The organism is [Actinomadura] parvosata subsp. kistnae, from assembly GCF_900323885.1.
Lineage (GTDB): Bacteria > Actinomycetota > Actinomycetes > Streptosporangiales > Streptosporangiaceae > Nonomuraea > Nonomuraea composti.
This window is the reverse complement of sequence record NZ_OOHJ01000022.1, coordinates 327969-341336: the sequence shown is the minus strand read 5'-3', so window position 1 is coordinate 341336 and position 13368 is coordinate 327969. Positions and strand designations below refer to the sequence as shown.

The window sequence follows — 13368 nt, the reverse complement described above, 5'->3', positions numbered from 1 at the left end:
CCGTGGTGAGCATTCGGCAGAGGGTCGCCCGCGGATGGATTTCCTTCCACGTCCTTTGGCGCGTTCCAGCGCGGCTGATTTGGACTAAAGTCCGGATGGTGCGGGAGACATCGCTGGAGCTGCTCATGAGCCGGCCCGTCCAGGAGCGGGCGGACGCGGCACGCAACCGGGAGAAAGTGCTGGCCGCGGCGGCGCGGCTGTTCGCCGAGAAAGGCGTGGACGCCGTGTCCATGGACGCCGTCGCGGCCGAGGCCGGTGTCGGCAAGGGCACGCTGTTCCGGCGCTTCGGCGACAAGGCGGGGCTGGCGGTCGCGCTGCTCGACGATCGTGAGCGCGACCTCCAGCAGCGCATCCTGTCCGGGCCGCCGCCGCTCGGGCCCGGCGCGCCCGCCCGCGAGCGGCTGGTCGCCTTCGTCCGCGCCTACCTCGACTTCCTCTTCGCCCACCTCGACCTGGTCCGCATGTCGGAGACGGCCAGCCCGGGCGCCCGCTACCGCATCGGGTCCTACTGGTTCTGGCACCGGCACGTGGCGATCCTGCTCGCCCAGTCCCGGGGCGGCGACGCCGACGTCCTGGCGCACACGCTGCTGGCGGCGATGCAGGCGGAGCTCGCGGACGTCCTCCAGACGGAATACGGCCGCGACCGCACCCTCACCGCCCTCACCACCCTCGCCACCACCCTCACCTGAGACCCCCTCGGGACCGCGTCGCACCTCCGGCCACCGCGCGTAGGGCGCCTCCCGCGCACTTCCGGCCACCGTGCGTAGGGCGCCTCCCGCGCACCTCCGGCCACCGTGCGTAGGGCGCCTCCCGCGCACTTCCGGCCACCGTGCGTAGGGCGCCTCCCGCGCACCTCCGGCCACCGCGCGCCGCAGCCCGCCCACGAGGGCGCGCGCGAAGGCGCGGCGCACGGCCCGATCCCGCCGCTGCGGAGGCGCCGCGTGCGGGCGGCGCGAGGCGCGGGATGGAGCGATGCGCGATGGCGCCCGAGGGGGCGAAGGCGACGCGTGCCTCGCCCTCCCTCCTCCCCAGAAGGACCCCCGCCGAAGTACGGCGGGAAAGGGGCGTCAGGACGAGGCGGGGACGCGGCGCCGGGCCTCGGGGACGATGAGGGGCGTGCCCGACTGCGGGTCCTGGATGATCTCGCACCGCAGCTCGAACACCTCCCGCACCAGCTCCGACGTGACGATCTCGGTGGGATCCCCTTCGGCCACGATGGCCCCGCCGCGCATCACGATCAGATGCGTCGCGTACCGGCAGGCCTGGTTCAGGTCGTGCAGCACTGCCACCATCGTCCGCCCCTGCTCGTGCAGGTCCGCGCACAGATCCAGCACCTCGATCTGGTGGGAGATGTCCAGGAACGTGGTGGGTTCGTCGAGCAGCAGGATGGGCGTCTCCTGGGCCAGCGCCATGGCCAGCCACACCCGCTGCCGCTGCCCGCCCGACAGCTCGTCCACGATCCGGTCGGCGAGCTCGGCGACGTCGGTGGCGCGCATGGCCTCCGACACGGCGGCCTCGTCGGCCTTCGACCACTGCCGCATGAGCTTCTGGTGCGGGTAGCGGCCGCGGGCGACGAGGTCGGCGACGGTGATCCCGTCGGGGACGATGGAGCTCTGGGGGAGCAGGCCGAGCCGCCGCGCCACTTCCTTCGACGGCAGGGAGGTGATGACGTCGCCGTCGAGGTGCACGGCGCCGCTCTTGGGCTTGAGCATCCTGGCCAGCGCCCGCAGGAGGGTGGACTTGCCGCAGGCGTTCGGGCCGATGATCACGGTGAAGGACTCGTCGGGGATCGTCACGTTCAGGCCCGTGGCCACGACGCGCTGGTCGTAGGCGAGGGTGAGGCCGGTGCCGGAGAGGCGGCAGTCCATCAGTGGCGGTCCTTTCGCAGGAGCAGGACGAGGTACGTGCCGCCGATGGCGGCGGTCAGCACACCGACGGGCAGCTGGGTGGGGGCGAGCACGCGCTGGGCGGCCAGGTCGGCGGCGGTGAGCAGCACGGCGCCCATGAGGGCGGAGGAGGCGAGGGTCACGCCGGGGGAGCGGGTCAGCCGGCGGGCGAGCTGCGGCGCGGCCAGCGCGACGAAGACGACGGGCCCGGCGGCGGCGGTGGCGACGCCGGCGAGCAGCACGCCGGCGGTGACGGCGACGGCGCGGACGGCCTCGACCTTGATGCCCATGGCCTTGGCGGCGTCGTCGCCCATCTCCATCATCCGCATGGGCCGGGCGATGAACGCGCACAGCGGCAGCAGCACGAGCAGGGCCAGCGCGACGGGGACGGCGTGGTCCCAGCCGCGCCCGCTGAGGCTGCCGGTGAGCCAGGCACCGGCGTTGGCGGCGTCGTTGATGTTGGCCCTGGTCAGGAGGTAGGAGTTGACGGCGAGCAGCAGCGCGTTCGCGCCGATGCCGACCAGCACCAGCCGGTAGCCCTGGACGCCGCCCCGGTAGGCGAGCGCGTACACGAGCACGGCGGTCACGACGCAGCCGGCCAGCGCGCCGCCGGCGATCGTCATGGCGGAGCCGCCCGCGACGACGGCGAGGATGCCGCCGGTGGAGGCGCCGGCGGTGAAGCCGATGAAGTCGGGGCTGCCGAGCGGGTTGCGGGTCAGGCTCTGGAAGATGGCCCCGCTCAGTCCGAACGCGGCCCCGACGAGCAGCCCGGTCACCACGCGGGGGGCGCGCAGCTTGCCGACGATCAGCTCGGCGACGGGCGGGCCCTGCCCGAAGATCGCGGAGATGATGTCGGGGACGGGCACGGTGAACTCGCCCGTGGACAGGGCGGCGACGGTGACGGCGAAGCCGATCGCGACGAGGATGACGCTGACGAGCAGGGCGCGCGGCGCGAGCCGTACGGACCAGGGGCCGACGCGGACGTTCACAGCGCCGCCACCCGCTTCCGGCGGGCGAGGATGATGAAGATGGGCGCGCCGATGACCGCCCACACGATGCCGACCTGCACCTCGCCCGGCCGGGCGATGAGCCGGCCGATCACGTCGGCGCCCAGCAGCAGCACGGGCGCGGCCAGCGCCGAGTACGGCAGCACCCACCGCTGGTCGGGCCCGACGAGGGCGCGCACGGCGTGCGGCACGATGAGCCCGACGAACATCAGCGGCCCGGCCGCGGCGGTGGCGGCGCCGCACAGCAGGGTGACGGCGACGCCGGTGAGGATCCTGGTCCTGTTGACGGCCACGCCGAGCGCCTTGCCGGCGTCGTCGCCGAGGGCGAGCATGTTGAGCGGCCTGGCGAGGAGCAGCCCGAGCACGAGCCCGGCGATCATGAACGGGGCGAGCCGGCCCAGCGTGTCGGCCGTCTGCCCGGCCAGCGAGCCGGTCAGCCAGAACCGCATGCGGTCGAAGGTCTGGGGGTCCATGCGCAGGATGGCGGAGGCGATGGCCGTACAGACCATGCCGAACGCGACTCCGGCCAGGGCCAGGCGGACGGGGCTGGAGCCGGAGCGGCCGGCGGAGGCCAGCGCGTAGACGACGACGGAGGCCAGCGCGGCGCCGCCGAAGGCGAACCACACGTAGACGACGGGGTCGGTGAGCCCGAACAGGCCGAGCGCGAGCGTGACGCCGAGCGCGGCGCCCTGGTCGATGCCGAGCAGCCCGGGGTCGGCCAGCGGGTTGCGGGTCAGGCTCTGCATGAGCGCGCCGGCCAGCCCGAGCGTGGCGCCGACGCCGATGCCGAGCAGCATGCGCGGGACGCGCAGCTCGCGGATGACGGTGTGGTCGCTGGAGCCGTCCGGCGCCACGAACGCGTCGATCACGGTGGAGAACGACACGGAGCGGGCGCCCAGCGCCACGCTCGCCATGGCCACCAGCGCCAGCACGCCGGCCGTGACGATCAGCCCGGCGACGAGCATCGAGGGCCGCCCCTTGGCCCTGCGCCCGTCGTCCCGCTGTTCCGCTCCGGCCGTGACCGTTATCTCAGCCGGGCGCACCCGACCCCCTCTCGTAGCGAGTCAAACTTAGGCAAGGCTAATCTAATGCCCGTACAAGAAGGCAAGCCTAACCATTGGAGATGTACATGTCGGGACCGGTACTGGCTCGCAGGGGCTTCCTGGCGGGCGCGGCAGGACTCGCGGCGGCCCTGACACTCGCGGCATGCGGTGACGGCGGGTCGGCCACGCAGGCGAGCCCCGGGGCCGCGGCCTCCTCCGCCGCCCCCGCCCGGGCGTGGACGTTCACCGACGACCGCGGCAAGAAGCTGGAGCAGCCCAAGGTCCCCACCCGGATCGTCGCCCAGGTGGGCGCCGCGGCCGCCCTGTGGGACTTCGGCGTGCGCCCGATCGGCGTGTTCGGCCCGCACAAGCTGAAGGACGGCAGCAAGGACCCGCAGGCAGGCAACGTCGACATCACCAAGGTCACGGGCCTGGGCAACGTGTGGGACGAGTTCAACGTCGAGCAGTACATCGCGTTGCAGCCCGACCTGCTCGTCAGCAGCATGTACATCAACGGCACCCTCTGGTACGTGCCCGAGAAGTCCAAGGACACCATCGAGCAGGTCGCCCCGACCGCCGGCATCATGCTCACCGGCAAGAGCGCCACCGAGGTCATCGGCAGGTACGAGGAGCTCGCCAAGTCACTCGGTGCCAGCATGGAGGGCGTGCCCGAGGCCAAGGCCCGCATGGAGGCGGCCACCAAGGAGCTCGGCCAGTTCAGGAACCTCAAGATCCTGCTCGTGTCCGGCGGCGCCGACGCGTTCTGGGTGGTCAATCCGCCCGAGTACCCCGACATCGTGCACATGGTCAACGCGGGGCTGAACGTCGTCACCCCGGCCAAGGTGGACGAGGGCGGCTTCTTCCAGACGCTGAGCTGGGAGAACGCCGACGAGTACGACGCCGACGTGATCCTCTACGACACGCGTACGCAGGCGCTCAAGCCTGAGGAGATGATGAAGAAGCCGACCTTCGCCAAGCTCCCGGCGGTCAAGGCGGGCCAGCTCTACCCGTGGTCGGCCGAGGCCCCGTTCAGCTACCAGGGGTACGCGACGTTCCTGGAGGAGCTGGTGGCGAACCTGAAGAAGGCGAAGCCGCTCAAGTAGGCCCCTTCAGTAAGCCCCGCGCACCTCGACGATCTCGGCGAGGGGGAATTCGAGGTAGTCGCCGGCCTCCTCGCACCAGGCGTCGAGCGCGCCGCCCTTGAGCTCGCCGTGGCTGATCGTCGCGGTCAGCCCGTCGGCCAGCGTGATGCCGGCGCGCACGCCCCGGTCGACCACGAACCCGAGCAGCGACTGCTGCGCCGTCGGCAGCCTGGTCGCCATCCTGCCGATGATCGCCCAGGTGCGGCCGTTCTTCTCGTCGTCGGCGCGGCCGGCGGCGACGAGGCGGCGGGCGTGCTCGTACGGGTCGGGCGGCGGCTCGGCCAGCATGTGGGGCAGCGCCCCGTACTCGGCCAGCCCGGGGAACTCCGACAGCTCCGCCACCTGGCCGCCGGGCAGCAGGATGAGCTTGCCGGGGGCGCTCTCCTCGGCCCTGACCCGGTGGATGGTGATCTCGCCGGTGTCGGAGACGGGCACGGGGGAGTAGCCGGCCTCGCGCAGCGCCGCCAGCGTGCGGTCGGCGGGCGCCGCGCTGACCAGCACGGTGGGCGCCAGCAGCCGCAGGCCCAGCCGGATCAGCCGCCGGTTGGCGGCGATCTCGGCCAGCAGCCCCGTGTCGGTGGCCTGCACCACGCATCCGACCGTGGACACCGTCACCTCGCCGTGCCGGCGGGCGGTGTCGCGGACCAGGTATTCGAGCGGCTGCGGGATGGTGCCCACCCCGGCCAGCTCGTCGAGCAGCTCGTCGGCGTCGTAGCCCTGGTCGAGCGCGCGCCGCACGCTCGGCGTGGTGAAGCGCCACACGGAGGCGGCGCCCCGCGACTCGCGGTCGGCGCAGCGGTCGAGCAGCGCCGCCAGCTCCGCCGACGGCGGGCCCGTGACGACCGCGGTCAGGTCGGGCCCGAACAACGCGCTCCTGCGCACGCTGGCCAGCGCCCTCGTGGCCGCCTCGGCCAGCATCGGGTCGTGCTCGACCATGGGGACGGCGTCGTCGTTCTCGTCTCCGGGCCCGGCCGTCAGGCCCGCGAGGGCGCGGCCGAGGTCGGTCAGCGTGTTGTTGGCCAGCAGGCCGAGCAGCCTGGCCTCGTCGAGCACGGCGGGCGCGCACTCGCGCAGCAGGTCGCGGTCGATCAGCGGGGCGTGCCAGTGGACGCTGCTGATCAGGCTGTCGCGGTCGGCGAACGCCGTGCCCGCGGGCAGTTGGGCGAGCACCGCCAGCACGGCCCGGCGCACCTGGGCGAGCACGGGGCCGGCCGGGTCGTCGCCGAGCAGGGTGCCGTACTTGCCGTCGGTCTTGCGCAGCGAGGACCGCTCCATCCGCCACCACGCGGCCAGCAGCACCCGCAGCCGGGCCGAGCCCTCGTCGAGGCGCCACCGGTCGAAGCGCTCGGTGGGGATCATGCCGCCGGACGGCTCGTCCCAGGCCAGCAGCCGGGCCACCGCGCACACTTCGAGCAGCAGGCGGGTCTCGTCCTCGTCGCAGCCGGTCTCCTTGGCCACCCTGCGGATCTCGCGCACGCCCACGCCGCCGGTCTTGAGCAGCGGCAGCGGCGTCTTGGAGGCGTTGTCGAGCAGGGCCGCGCAGCGCTCGACCACGTGCGGCGCGGCCAGCGTCATCAGGTGGTCGACCTCCTCGGGGTCGACCGGGATGGTGGCCACCTCGGGCGCGTCGGGCAGGAAGGCCGGGTGGTAGCCGGAGCCGCGCAGGCAGATCGCCACCTCGCGGGGGATCTCGGCCTTGTGCCAGCTCGGCCGGAAGAGCAGGCCGTGGTCGGCGCACCACCGCTCGGGCGTGCCGGGGCTGACGAACCTGGCGCCGTCGACGGCGAGGGCGGGGCCGTCCCAGGCGAAGCGGTCGAGCAGCGGCACGGTGCCCTCGGGGGCGTGGCGCATCAGCGCCCTGACGCGGTCGGTGTCGCTGAGCGCCTCGATGACACGGGTGATCATGCGGCGCTTGTTGCCCTGCACGGGCAGGCCGAGGTTGCGGGCGAGCGTGTGCAGCGCGTCGTTGCTGATCGACCAGGCGTTGAGGTAGTGGCTGAGGGGCTCGCCGAGGCTGAGCGGAGCGGTCCACCAGCGGGAGACGCCCTCGGCGAGCCGGATGACGCCTTCGTCGTCGGGCCAGGCCAGGGCGTGGTCGTAGAGGTGCTCCAGCCAGGGCGTCACCTCCTCGGGCGGGCTGCTGAGGAAGCGCGCCAGCGACTCGGGGGTGGGGCGGGTCATGGCCAGGGCGGTCTCGGCCACCTGGAGGCAGGGCAACGGCAGGCGGCGCAGGGTCTCGATCACGGCGACGGCGTTGCCGAGCCGCTGGGCCAGGGTGTCGAGCCGCCTGGGCCAGGGCGCGGCGATGGCGTCAGGCCTGTTGGCCAGGATGCGGCCGAGCCTGTCCTCGTCCAGTGTTCGCAGCCAGCCGAGCAGGTGATCTTCCATCTGTCAGCACTCTCATGGGGTCGCGCGCGGGACTCACCGTGAGCCATGACCATCCACGGTAATGCAGATCACCCCCGGTCAGGAGAGGACTGCCCAGACGATCTTTCCGTGAGGCGCGAGTGCGGACCAGCCCCAGCGGAGGCTGAGCGATTCGACGATGTGGAGTCCGAGGCCGCCGGTGTCAAGGGGGCCAGGGTATCGCAGCACCGGCACCGAGGAGCCGGGATCGGTGAAGGCGCTGGTCACCAGCGGCCCCCGGCGGACGAGGGACATGTGGACCGAGCGCTGACGGCACGGGTCGTCGAGGCACAGGCCGTGCCGCAGCGCGTTGGTGGCGAGCTCGGAGACCACCAGCTCCATGTTGTCGGCCAGCTCGCCGAGACCCCAGCCGGTCAGCGCGCCCACGGTGAAGCTGCGGGCGGAATGGACCGAGGCGGCGGTGGGCGGGAGCACGAACGTGGCACTCATGGACGGGCCGGGGACCAGCAGATCGCGGGCGGCCTCCGGCCACCAGCCGACAGGGGGCCACCAATCGAACGTGGTCCACTGGCCGTGTGCCGTGGTGGGTTGCACGTGATCATTCTGCTTCAAACTCTCGTGCAGGTGCAAGAGCGAATGCACGTGCAGACAACTCGTGCACGCGCTACGGTTGCCCTCAAATGGTCAATATGGGGGAAAGGGGATCTTGTCCGCGGCCCATGATCTTTCGGCCGTGAAGTGACAGACTGTAGGTGCATACTCCGCTACCCTGCGGTCGCCCGTACAAAAGGGGCAATCGCGGGTGCAGTTCGCTACGTGCGGTGGGCGCCGCCGAGAACGGTGCGGTCCTGCCGTGTTGCAAGGAAACGACCCTCAGGGATAGGACCAAGGAGCAGCACGTGTCGATTGATCCGCCCGGGACCGGTTCAACCGTCCGGCGCATCATGCTGGGGGCGAGTCTCAGGCGTCTCCGCGAGGCCAGCGGGCTGGACCGGGCACAGGCCGGATTCCACATCCGGGCGTCCGAGTCCAAGATCAGCCGCATGGAGCTCGGCCGCGTGGGCTTCAAGACACGTGACGTGGAAGACCTGCTCACCTTGTACGGCGTCGTCGACGATGCCGAACGCCGTGCCCTGTTGGAGATGGTTCGCGAGGCCAACACCCCCGGGTGGTGGCACAAGTACTCGGCCGAGCTGCCGTCGTGGTTCACCACGTACATCGGCCTGGAGGAGGCCGCCAGCGTGATCCGCACCTACGAGGTGCAGTTCGTGCCCGGCCTGCTGCAGACGGCCTCGTATGCGCGTTCGGTCTTCCAGCTTGGCAACCCCGATGCGAGTCCCGAGAGAATCGAACGGCGCGTGCACATGCGCATGCAGCGCCAGGAGCGCTTCACCCAGAAAGACGGACCCCGGCTGTGGGCCGTCATCGACGAGGCGGCGCTCAAGCGGACCATCGGCGGGCGGGAGGTCATGTCCGAGCAGCTCCAGCATCTGCTGGAAGTCGCTGCCCTTCCCAACATCACCATCCAGGTGATGCCCTTCAGGTTCGGCAAGCACGCCGCTGAAGGGGGCGCGTTCAGCATCTTGCGGTTTCCCGAGTCCGATCTGTCGGACGTTGTCTACGTCGAGCAGCTCTGGGGTGCCCTGTACCTGGACAAACGTGAGGACATCGATCCGTACCTCACGGCCATGGAGCAGTTGTGCGTGGAGAGCACCACGCCAGGGGGCACCGTCGAGCTCATCGGCGGTCTTCTCAGAAAGATGTAGATGAACCAGACCTACAACGGCATGCCGGCGGCAGACCTCACCCAGGTCGCCTGGCGCAAGAGCCGCTACAGCAACTCGCAGGGCAACTGCGTCGAGCTCGCCGCGCTCCCCGACGGGGGCATCGCGGTGCGCAACTCGCGCTTCCCCGACGGCCCTGCCCTCATCTATACCCGCGACGAGATCCGGGCCCTGGTGCTCGGGGTGAAGGACGGAGAGTTCGACGGCCTCCTCGTGTAACAGCATGTTCACACCGGCGCGCCTCGCGTAACGAGGGCGCGCCGGTGGCGTAACCGCCCGGCCTCGTCCCTTGGCCAGGATCGGGGTCATGCTCGACCAGATGACTCTGTATCCGATCGCCGACGACGTGCTGTTCGCGCCGGGCGGCAAGGTCGTGATCCGCACATACGGCGTGGCGCCCGCCACCACGGGCGCCTCCGTCTCCTACCGCACCTGGGTGACCGGCATCAGGGACCAGCCGCGTTACTGGCACTGGGGTCACTTCGAGGACGCCGCGTCCGGGCACCGCCGGGTCCTGGAGTGGCTGACGGGGCGGGGGCCCCAGCCTTCCCAAGCGCTGGCCTGATCGCCTATCCTCTTGTCCCAAGCAATCGCTTGGTGACGCTTTTCGGGGCGGAGGAGGCGTGGTGCGGCGCGCGATCCACCTGATCGAGGAGGTCGACTTCCGGCCCATGAACTCCAGGCGCCCGCTGGAGTACCTCACCTGGCTGACCCGCTACAAACGCGAGGACGAGGAGCGCGCCGCCCCGGAGCTCACCTCCGGCATGTCCATCCGCTCGCGCGAGATCGACCTCGTCGGCGCCTTCTACGCCGTCGGCATCACCGGGCACCCCCAGTTCAAGGCCGTCACCCTGTGGGACTGCCACGGCGGCTGGGACGGCGGCTGGCGGCAGATGATGGAGATCTACCAGGGCGTCGACGAGCGCCTGTTCCTGTCCGACATCGACGACCTGCGCTTCTCGGCGTACTCCCGGCCGCTCGGCGCCGCCCCCGGCTGCCCGCCGCTCGGGCAGGCGCCCGCCGCCGAGCTCTACCTGTTCGAGAACGCCCGCGTCCGCCCCGGCGCCGCCCTCGACTACCTGCACGCCGTACGCACCGAACGGGCCCCGCTGCTCGCCGAGCACGGCCACACCCTCGTCGGCCTGTACGAAGTGCTCTTCTGCGACACCGAGGCGGTCACCGTCTGGGCCGTCTCCCTCGACGACCACCTCGCCACCCAGCGCGCCCGCGACGCGGCGCTCGGCCTCGACGACGAGGTCGAGCCCGACCCCCGGCTGCTCGACTGGGGAAAACGCGCCCGCGACTACCTTGAGGGCCGCTGGCGTGAGACGCTTCTGGCACCCTTCCCCGGCTGCCGCCTGGCGCCAGGGAGCCCGCCGGGTTAGCGTCGGCTGCGGAGGTGGCCATGACGGACTCCTACCTCTACAACGGGCAGAGCCCAGACGACCACGTCTCCTCGTGCCCCGACTGCAGCGCCGCCATCGCGCTGCTCGACGAGCCGGAGACGGCCGTCAGGCCGCCCGCGCCGCTGCGCGAGGCCGTGCTGTCCATGGCGCGGCGGCGCCGCAGCCCGGCCGTCACGCCCGTCGCCACCGTCGCCGCCCCCTACGCCGAGCAGGTCGCGCTCATGGACGACCTGCTGAGCGAGCTGAGCCCGCCCGACTGGGAGGCTCCCATCGCCAGGCACGGCACGGTCAGGGGCCTGGTCGAGCACCTGGCCGCCAACGACGCCACCGTGGCCACGTTCATGGGCGTGCCCCGCACGGAGGTGGCCGCGCCCGCCGCGCCGGTCCACCGGCGCTGGCGCGAGCAGGCCGGATCCCTGCTGCAACGCGTCTCCGCCGGCAGCGCGGTGCTGCTCGACGTGGAGGTGACGCTGGCCGGCCCGAGCCCCGTCCCCGTCCGCGCGCCGCTGCGCCAGGCCCTGGTGCAGCGCACGTTCGAGACGTGGACACACGCCGACGACATCAGGGCCGCCACCGACCGCTCCAGAGCCGCGCCCCGGCCCGAGCACGTGCGCATGATCGCCGAGTTCGGCCTGGCGCTGCTGCCGCGCGCCATGAACGCGAAAGGGCCGCGCCGCGACGTCTCCGTCACCATCGTGCTGACCGGCCCCGGCGGCGGCTCCTGGACGATCCCGCTCTCACCGGCCTCCGACCACGTCGGCGTGCTCCTCTCCGCCGACGCCGTCGACTTCTGCCGGCTGCTGGCCAACCGGTGGCTGCCCGGCTGCTTCCCGTACGCCGCCGAGGGCGACCCCGCGCTCGCCCGCGACCTCGTCCGTGCCGCCGCGACGCTGGGATGCGACTGATGAGCGACATGGACCTGTGCGCCCGCCTCACGGCCGGCGACCTCGACGCGCTCGCCGACGCCTACGACCAGCACGGCCCGTACGTGTACGGCGTCGCCGTCAAGGTCACCGGCAGCCAGGCGTACGCGGAGGAGGTCACTCAGCACGTGTTCAGCGCGCTCTGGGAGCAGCCGCTGTCCTACGACCCCAGCCTGGGCTCGTTACGGGGCTGGCTGGTGAGCAGGGCCCTGCACGAGTCGGCCCTGCGCACGAAGGTCTGAGTCGCTAGCACACGGGCGCGTTCCAGTTGAGCAGCACCGGCTCGGCGTGCTCGAACCCGAGCCGCGAGTAGGTGCCCGTGTCCAGCTTCAGCAGCCTGCCGTCCTCGGGCGCCAGGCGCAGCCAGCGGGCGGCCAGCACGCGCAGGAAGTGCCCGTGCGCCACCAGCGCCACCCGGCCCTCCACCGCCATGGCCCGCTCGATCACCCGGTCGGCCCGCGCGCCCACCTGCGCCGCGCTCTCGCCCGGATGCTCGGCGTCGCCCGGGATCACGCCGTCACGCCACAGGTACCATCCCGGCCTGGTCTCCCTGATCTGCGGCGTCGTGATGCCCTCGTAGCCGCCGTAGTCCCACTCCCACAGGTCGGCGTCCACCTCGTAGCCGGTCAGTCCGGCCAGCTCCGCCGTGCGGCGGGCGCGCTGCGCGGGGGAGACCAGCACCAGCTCGTACGTCTCCTTGATCACGGGTGCCAGGGCCCTGGCCTGCTCCTCGCCGTGCTCCGTCAAAGGCAGGTCGGTACGGCCGGTGTGTCTGCCCGCCTTGCTCCATTCGGTCTCACCGTGCCGGAGAAGCAGCATGTCGTTCATGTGTCCCATCATCGGGCACGCCCGATTTCACCCTGAGGCCAGGTCTTCCACGACGGACTCGAAGGCGGCGAGATCCCGCTCGTGGTGCACCACGAAATACGAAATATCATGCTCATCCCGCCAGTAGCGGAGCTTGTCGGCGATGTCGTGCCGCGTACCGAGGAGCACCTGCGGCGTCGCGTCCAGTCGGCTGCTGTCGGCCGCGCTCCACGCCTCCTCCGCCTTCCGCTCGCCCACCTGCAGCACGCTCGTGCCGAGTTCGAGCCGCGCGTACCGCTCCCCGGCGGCCTCCCGCACGGCGGCGAGCTTGCCGAGCAGCGCCTCCGGCCCGGCGTCGCGCGGATCGGGGCCGCTGCCGTCGGGCCGCACCCGCGTCCCGATGTTCACGACGTCGGCCTCCTCGGCCGCCAGCCGCAGCATCCTGGCCCCGCCCGCCCCGATCACCAGCGGCGGCCGGGGTTTCTGCAGCGGCTTCGGCCGCTGGTCCAGCCCCGCGATCCGGTAGTGCCGCCCCTCGTAGTGGAACGGCCCCTCGCCCCAGAGCCCCTTGAGCACGGCCAGGGCCTCCCGCAGCCGCTCCACCCGCACCCCGGGCGGCTCCAGCGCCAGCCCGGCGCCCGCGTAGTCGCCGGCCAGCCACCCGGTCCCGACGCCCACCTCCAGCCGCCCGTCGGACAGCAGGTCGAGCGTGGCCGCCTCCTTGGCCAGCACGGCCGGGTGCCGGAAGTCGTTGGCGAACACGAGCGTGCCGACCCGCAGCCGGGTGGTGGCGCAGGCGGCCGCGGTGAGCGCCGCGACGGGCGCGAACCTGGGCCCGACGAGGTGGTCGGGCACGAGCAGCACGTCGAACCCGGCCCCTTCCAGTCTCCTGGCCTTCTCCGCCCACTCCTTCCCCGACCCGGCCTCCCGCACCACCGCCCCGAACCTGAACCGCCGCACACCCGCCTCCGCTTCTACCAAGTGCTTGCTTGGAGCATAGCGG

Annotated in this window: 15 protein-coding genes; 8 read left to right on the top strand and 7 right to left on the bottom strand. The window is 72.1% G+C overall.

Going from position 1 to position 13368, the window contains the following annotated elements; genetic code table 11:
* Positions 1-95: 95 nt before the first annotated feature.
* Entirely contained in the window at positions 96-689 is a 594-nt protein-coding gene (locus tag KIS93_RS44385; RefSeq protein ID WP_186404787.1) for a TetR/AcrR family transcriptional regulator, read from the top strand.
* Between the two features lie 378 nt (positions 690-1067).
* Here KIS93_RS44385 and KIS93_RS44380 read toward each other — a convergent pair whose 3' ends face one another.
* Genes KIS93_RS44380 through KIS93_RS44370 form a run of 3 tightly spaced genes read right to left on the bottom strand, consistent with a single transcriptional unit; the run spans position 1068 to position 3936 of the window.
* Positions 1068-1868, bottom strand: a complete 801-nt coding sequence (locus tag KIS93_RS44380) for an ABC transporter ATP-binding protein (RefSeq protein WP_080041326.1) — start codon at positions 1866-1868, stop codon at positions 1068-1070.
* A complete protein-coding gene (locus KIS93_RS44375) occupies positions 1868-2875 on the bottom strand; it encodes a FecCD family ABC transporter permease (RefSeq protein WP_080041325.1) in 1008 nt (335 codons plus the stop codon). Before KIS93_RS44375 ends, KIS93_RS44380 begins: the two co-directional genes overlap by 1 nt.
* Positions 2872-3936: a FecCD family ABC transporter permease gene (locus KIS93_RS44370; protein WP_230465430.1), complete on the bottom strand. Its 1065-nt coding sequence runs from the start codon at positions 3934-3936 to the stop codon at positions 2872-2874. Before KIS93_RS44370 ends, KIS93_RS44375 begins: the two co-directional genes overlap by 4 nt.
* Positions 3937-4022: 86 nt before the next feature.
* Here KIS93_RS44370 and KIS93_RS44365 point away from each other — a divergent pair, with 86 nt between their 5' ends.
* Complete coding sequence (locus tag KIS93_RS44365; RefSeq protein WP_080041323.1) at positions 4023-5039, top strand: ABC transporter substrate-binding protein; 1017 nt, start codon at positions 4023-4025, stop codon at positions 5037-5039.
* A 6-nt stretch (positions 5040-5045) separates the two neighbouring features.
* Here KIS93_RS44365 and KIS93_RS44360 read toward each other — a convergent pair whose 3' ends face one another.
* Positions 5046-7466, bottom strand: coding sequence for a helicase-associated domain-containing protein (locus KIS93_RS44360; protein ID WP_080041322.1), 2421 nt, complete (start codon positions 7464-7466; stop codon positions 5046-5048).
* 78 nt (positions 7467-7544) lie between these two features.
* Entirely contained in the window at positions 7545-8039 is a 495-nt protein-coding gene (locus KIS93_RS44355) for an ATP-binding protein (protein ID WP_080041321.1), read from the bottom strand.
* Positions 8040-8389: 350 nt separating this feature from the next.
* Between KIS93_RS44355 and KIS93_RS44350 the strand changes: the two genes are divergently transcribed.
* The 6 genes from KIS93_RS44350 to KIS93_RS44325 all read left to right on the top strand — a co-directional run bounded on the left by KIS93_RS44350 (position 8390) and on the right by KIS93_RS44325 (position 11800).
* The gene (locus tag KIS93_RS44350) at positions 8390-9211 is read left to right on the top strand and encodes a helix-turn-helix domain-containing protein (RefSeq protein WP_168010388.1); all 822 of its coding nucleotides are present in this window, start codon (positions 8390-8392) and stop codon (positions 9209-9211) included.
* The gene (locus KIS93_RS44345; protein ID WP_080041320.1) at positions 9212-9448 is read left to right on the top strand and encodes a DUF397 domain-containing protein; all 237 of its coding nucleotides are present in this window, start codon (positions 9212-9214) and stop codon (positions 9446-9448) included. It begins immediately after the preceding gene.
* 100 nt (positions 9449-9548) lie between these two features.
* Positions 9549-9794, top strand: coding sequence for a 3'-5' exonuclease family protein (locus tag KIS93_RS44340; RefSeq protein WP_230465429.1), 246 nt, complete (start codon positions 9549-9551; stop codon positions 9792-9794).
* A 61-nt stretch (positions 9795-9855) separates the two neighbouring features.
* A complete protein-coding gene (locus tag KIS93_RS44335) occupies positions 9856-10614 on the top strand; it encodes a hypothetical protein (protein WP_186404786.1) in 759 nt (252 codons plus the stop codon).
* Positions 10615-10634: 20 nt separating this feature from the next.
* On the top strand, positions 10635-11540 hold the full coding sequence (locus KIS93_RS44330; protein WP_080041317.1) for a maleylpyruvate isomerase family mycothiol-dependent enzyme: 906 nt from the start codon (positions 10635-10637) through the stop codon (positions 11538-11540).
* On the top strand, positions 11540-11800 hold the full coding sequence (locus KIS93_RS44325; protein ID WP_168010325.1) for a sigma factor: 261 nt from the start codon (positions 11540-11542) through the stop codon (positions 11798-11800). The genes KIS93_RS44330 and KIS93_RS44325 overlap by 1 nt, the downstream gene beginning before the upstream one ends.
* A gap of 4 nt (positions 11801-11804) precedes the next feature.
* Here the strand turns inward: KIS93_RS44325 and KIS93_RS44320 are convergent, their stop codons facing one another.
* On the bottom strand, positions 11805-12386 hold the full coding sequence (locus KIS93_RS44320) for a histidine phosphatase family protein (RefSeq protein ID WP_080041315.1): 582 nt from the start codon (positions 12384-12386) through the stop codon (positions 11805-11807).
* 27 nt (positions 12387-12413) lie between these two features.
* The gene (locus KIS93_RS44315) at positions 12414-13325 is read right to left on the bottom strand and encodes a TIGR03621 family F420-dependent LLM class oxidoreductase (protein ID WP_080041314.1); all 912 of its coding nucleotides are present in this window, start codon (positions 13323-13325) and stop codon (positions 12414-12416) included.
* Positions 13326-13368 lie beyond the last annotated feature (43 nt).

What these genes read in the sequence shown, in the direction of transcription:
- KIS93_RS44325 (WP_168010325.1), top strand. Translation starts at nt 11,540, where the DNA reads ATGAGCGACATGGACCTGTGCGCCCGCCTCACGGCCGGCGACCTCGAC.
- KIS93_RS44320 (WP_080041315.1), bottom strand. Translation starts at nt 12,386, where the DNA reads ATGAACGACATGCTGCTTCTCCGGCACGGTGAGACCGAATGGAGCAAG.
- KIS93_RS44350 (WP_168010388.1), top strand. Translation starts at nt 8,390, where the DNA reads ATGCTGGGGGCGAGTCTCAGGCGTCTCCGCGAGGCCAGCGGGCTGGAC.
- KIS93_RS44340 (WP_230465429.1), top strand. Translation starts at nt 9,549, where the DNA reads ATGACTCTGTATCCGATCGCCGACGACGTGCTGTTCGCGCCGGGCGGC.
- KIS93_RS44380 (WP_080041326.1), bottom strand. Translation starts at nt 1,868, where the DNA reads ATGGACTGCCGCCTCTCCGGCACCGGCCTCACCCTCGCCTACGACCAG.
- KIS93_RS44385 (WP_186404787.1), top strand. Translation starts at nt 96, where the DNA reads ATGGTGCGGGAGACATCGCTGGAGCTGCTCATGAGCCGGCCCGTCCAG.
- KIS93_RS44365 (WP_080041323.1), top strand. Translation starts at nt 4,023, where the DNA reads ATGTCGGGACCGGTACTGGCTCGCAGGGGCTTCCTGGCGGGCGCGGCA.
- KIS93_RS44360 (WP_080041322.1), bottom strand. Translation starts at nt 7,466, where the DNA reads ATGGAAGATCACCTGCTCGGCTGGCTGCGAACACTGGACGAGGACAGG.
- KIS93_RS44330 (WP_080041317.1), top strand. Translation starts at nt 10,635, where the DNA reads ATGACGGACTCCTACCTCTACAACGGGCAGAGCCCAGACGACCACGTC.
- KIS93_RS44345 (WP_080041320.1), top strand. Translation starts at nt 9,212, where the DNA reads ATGAACCAGACCTACAACGGCATGCCGGCGGCAGACCTCACCCAGGTC.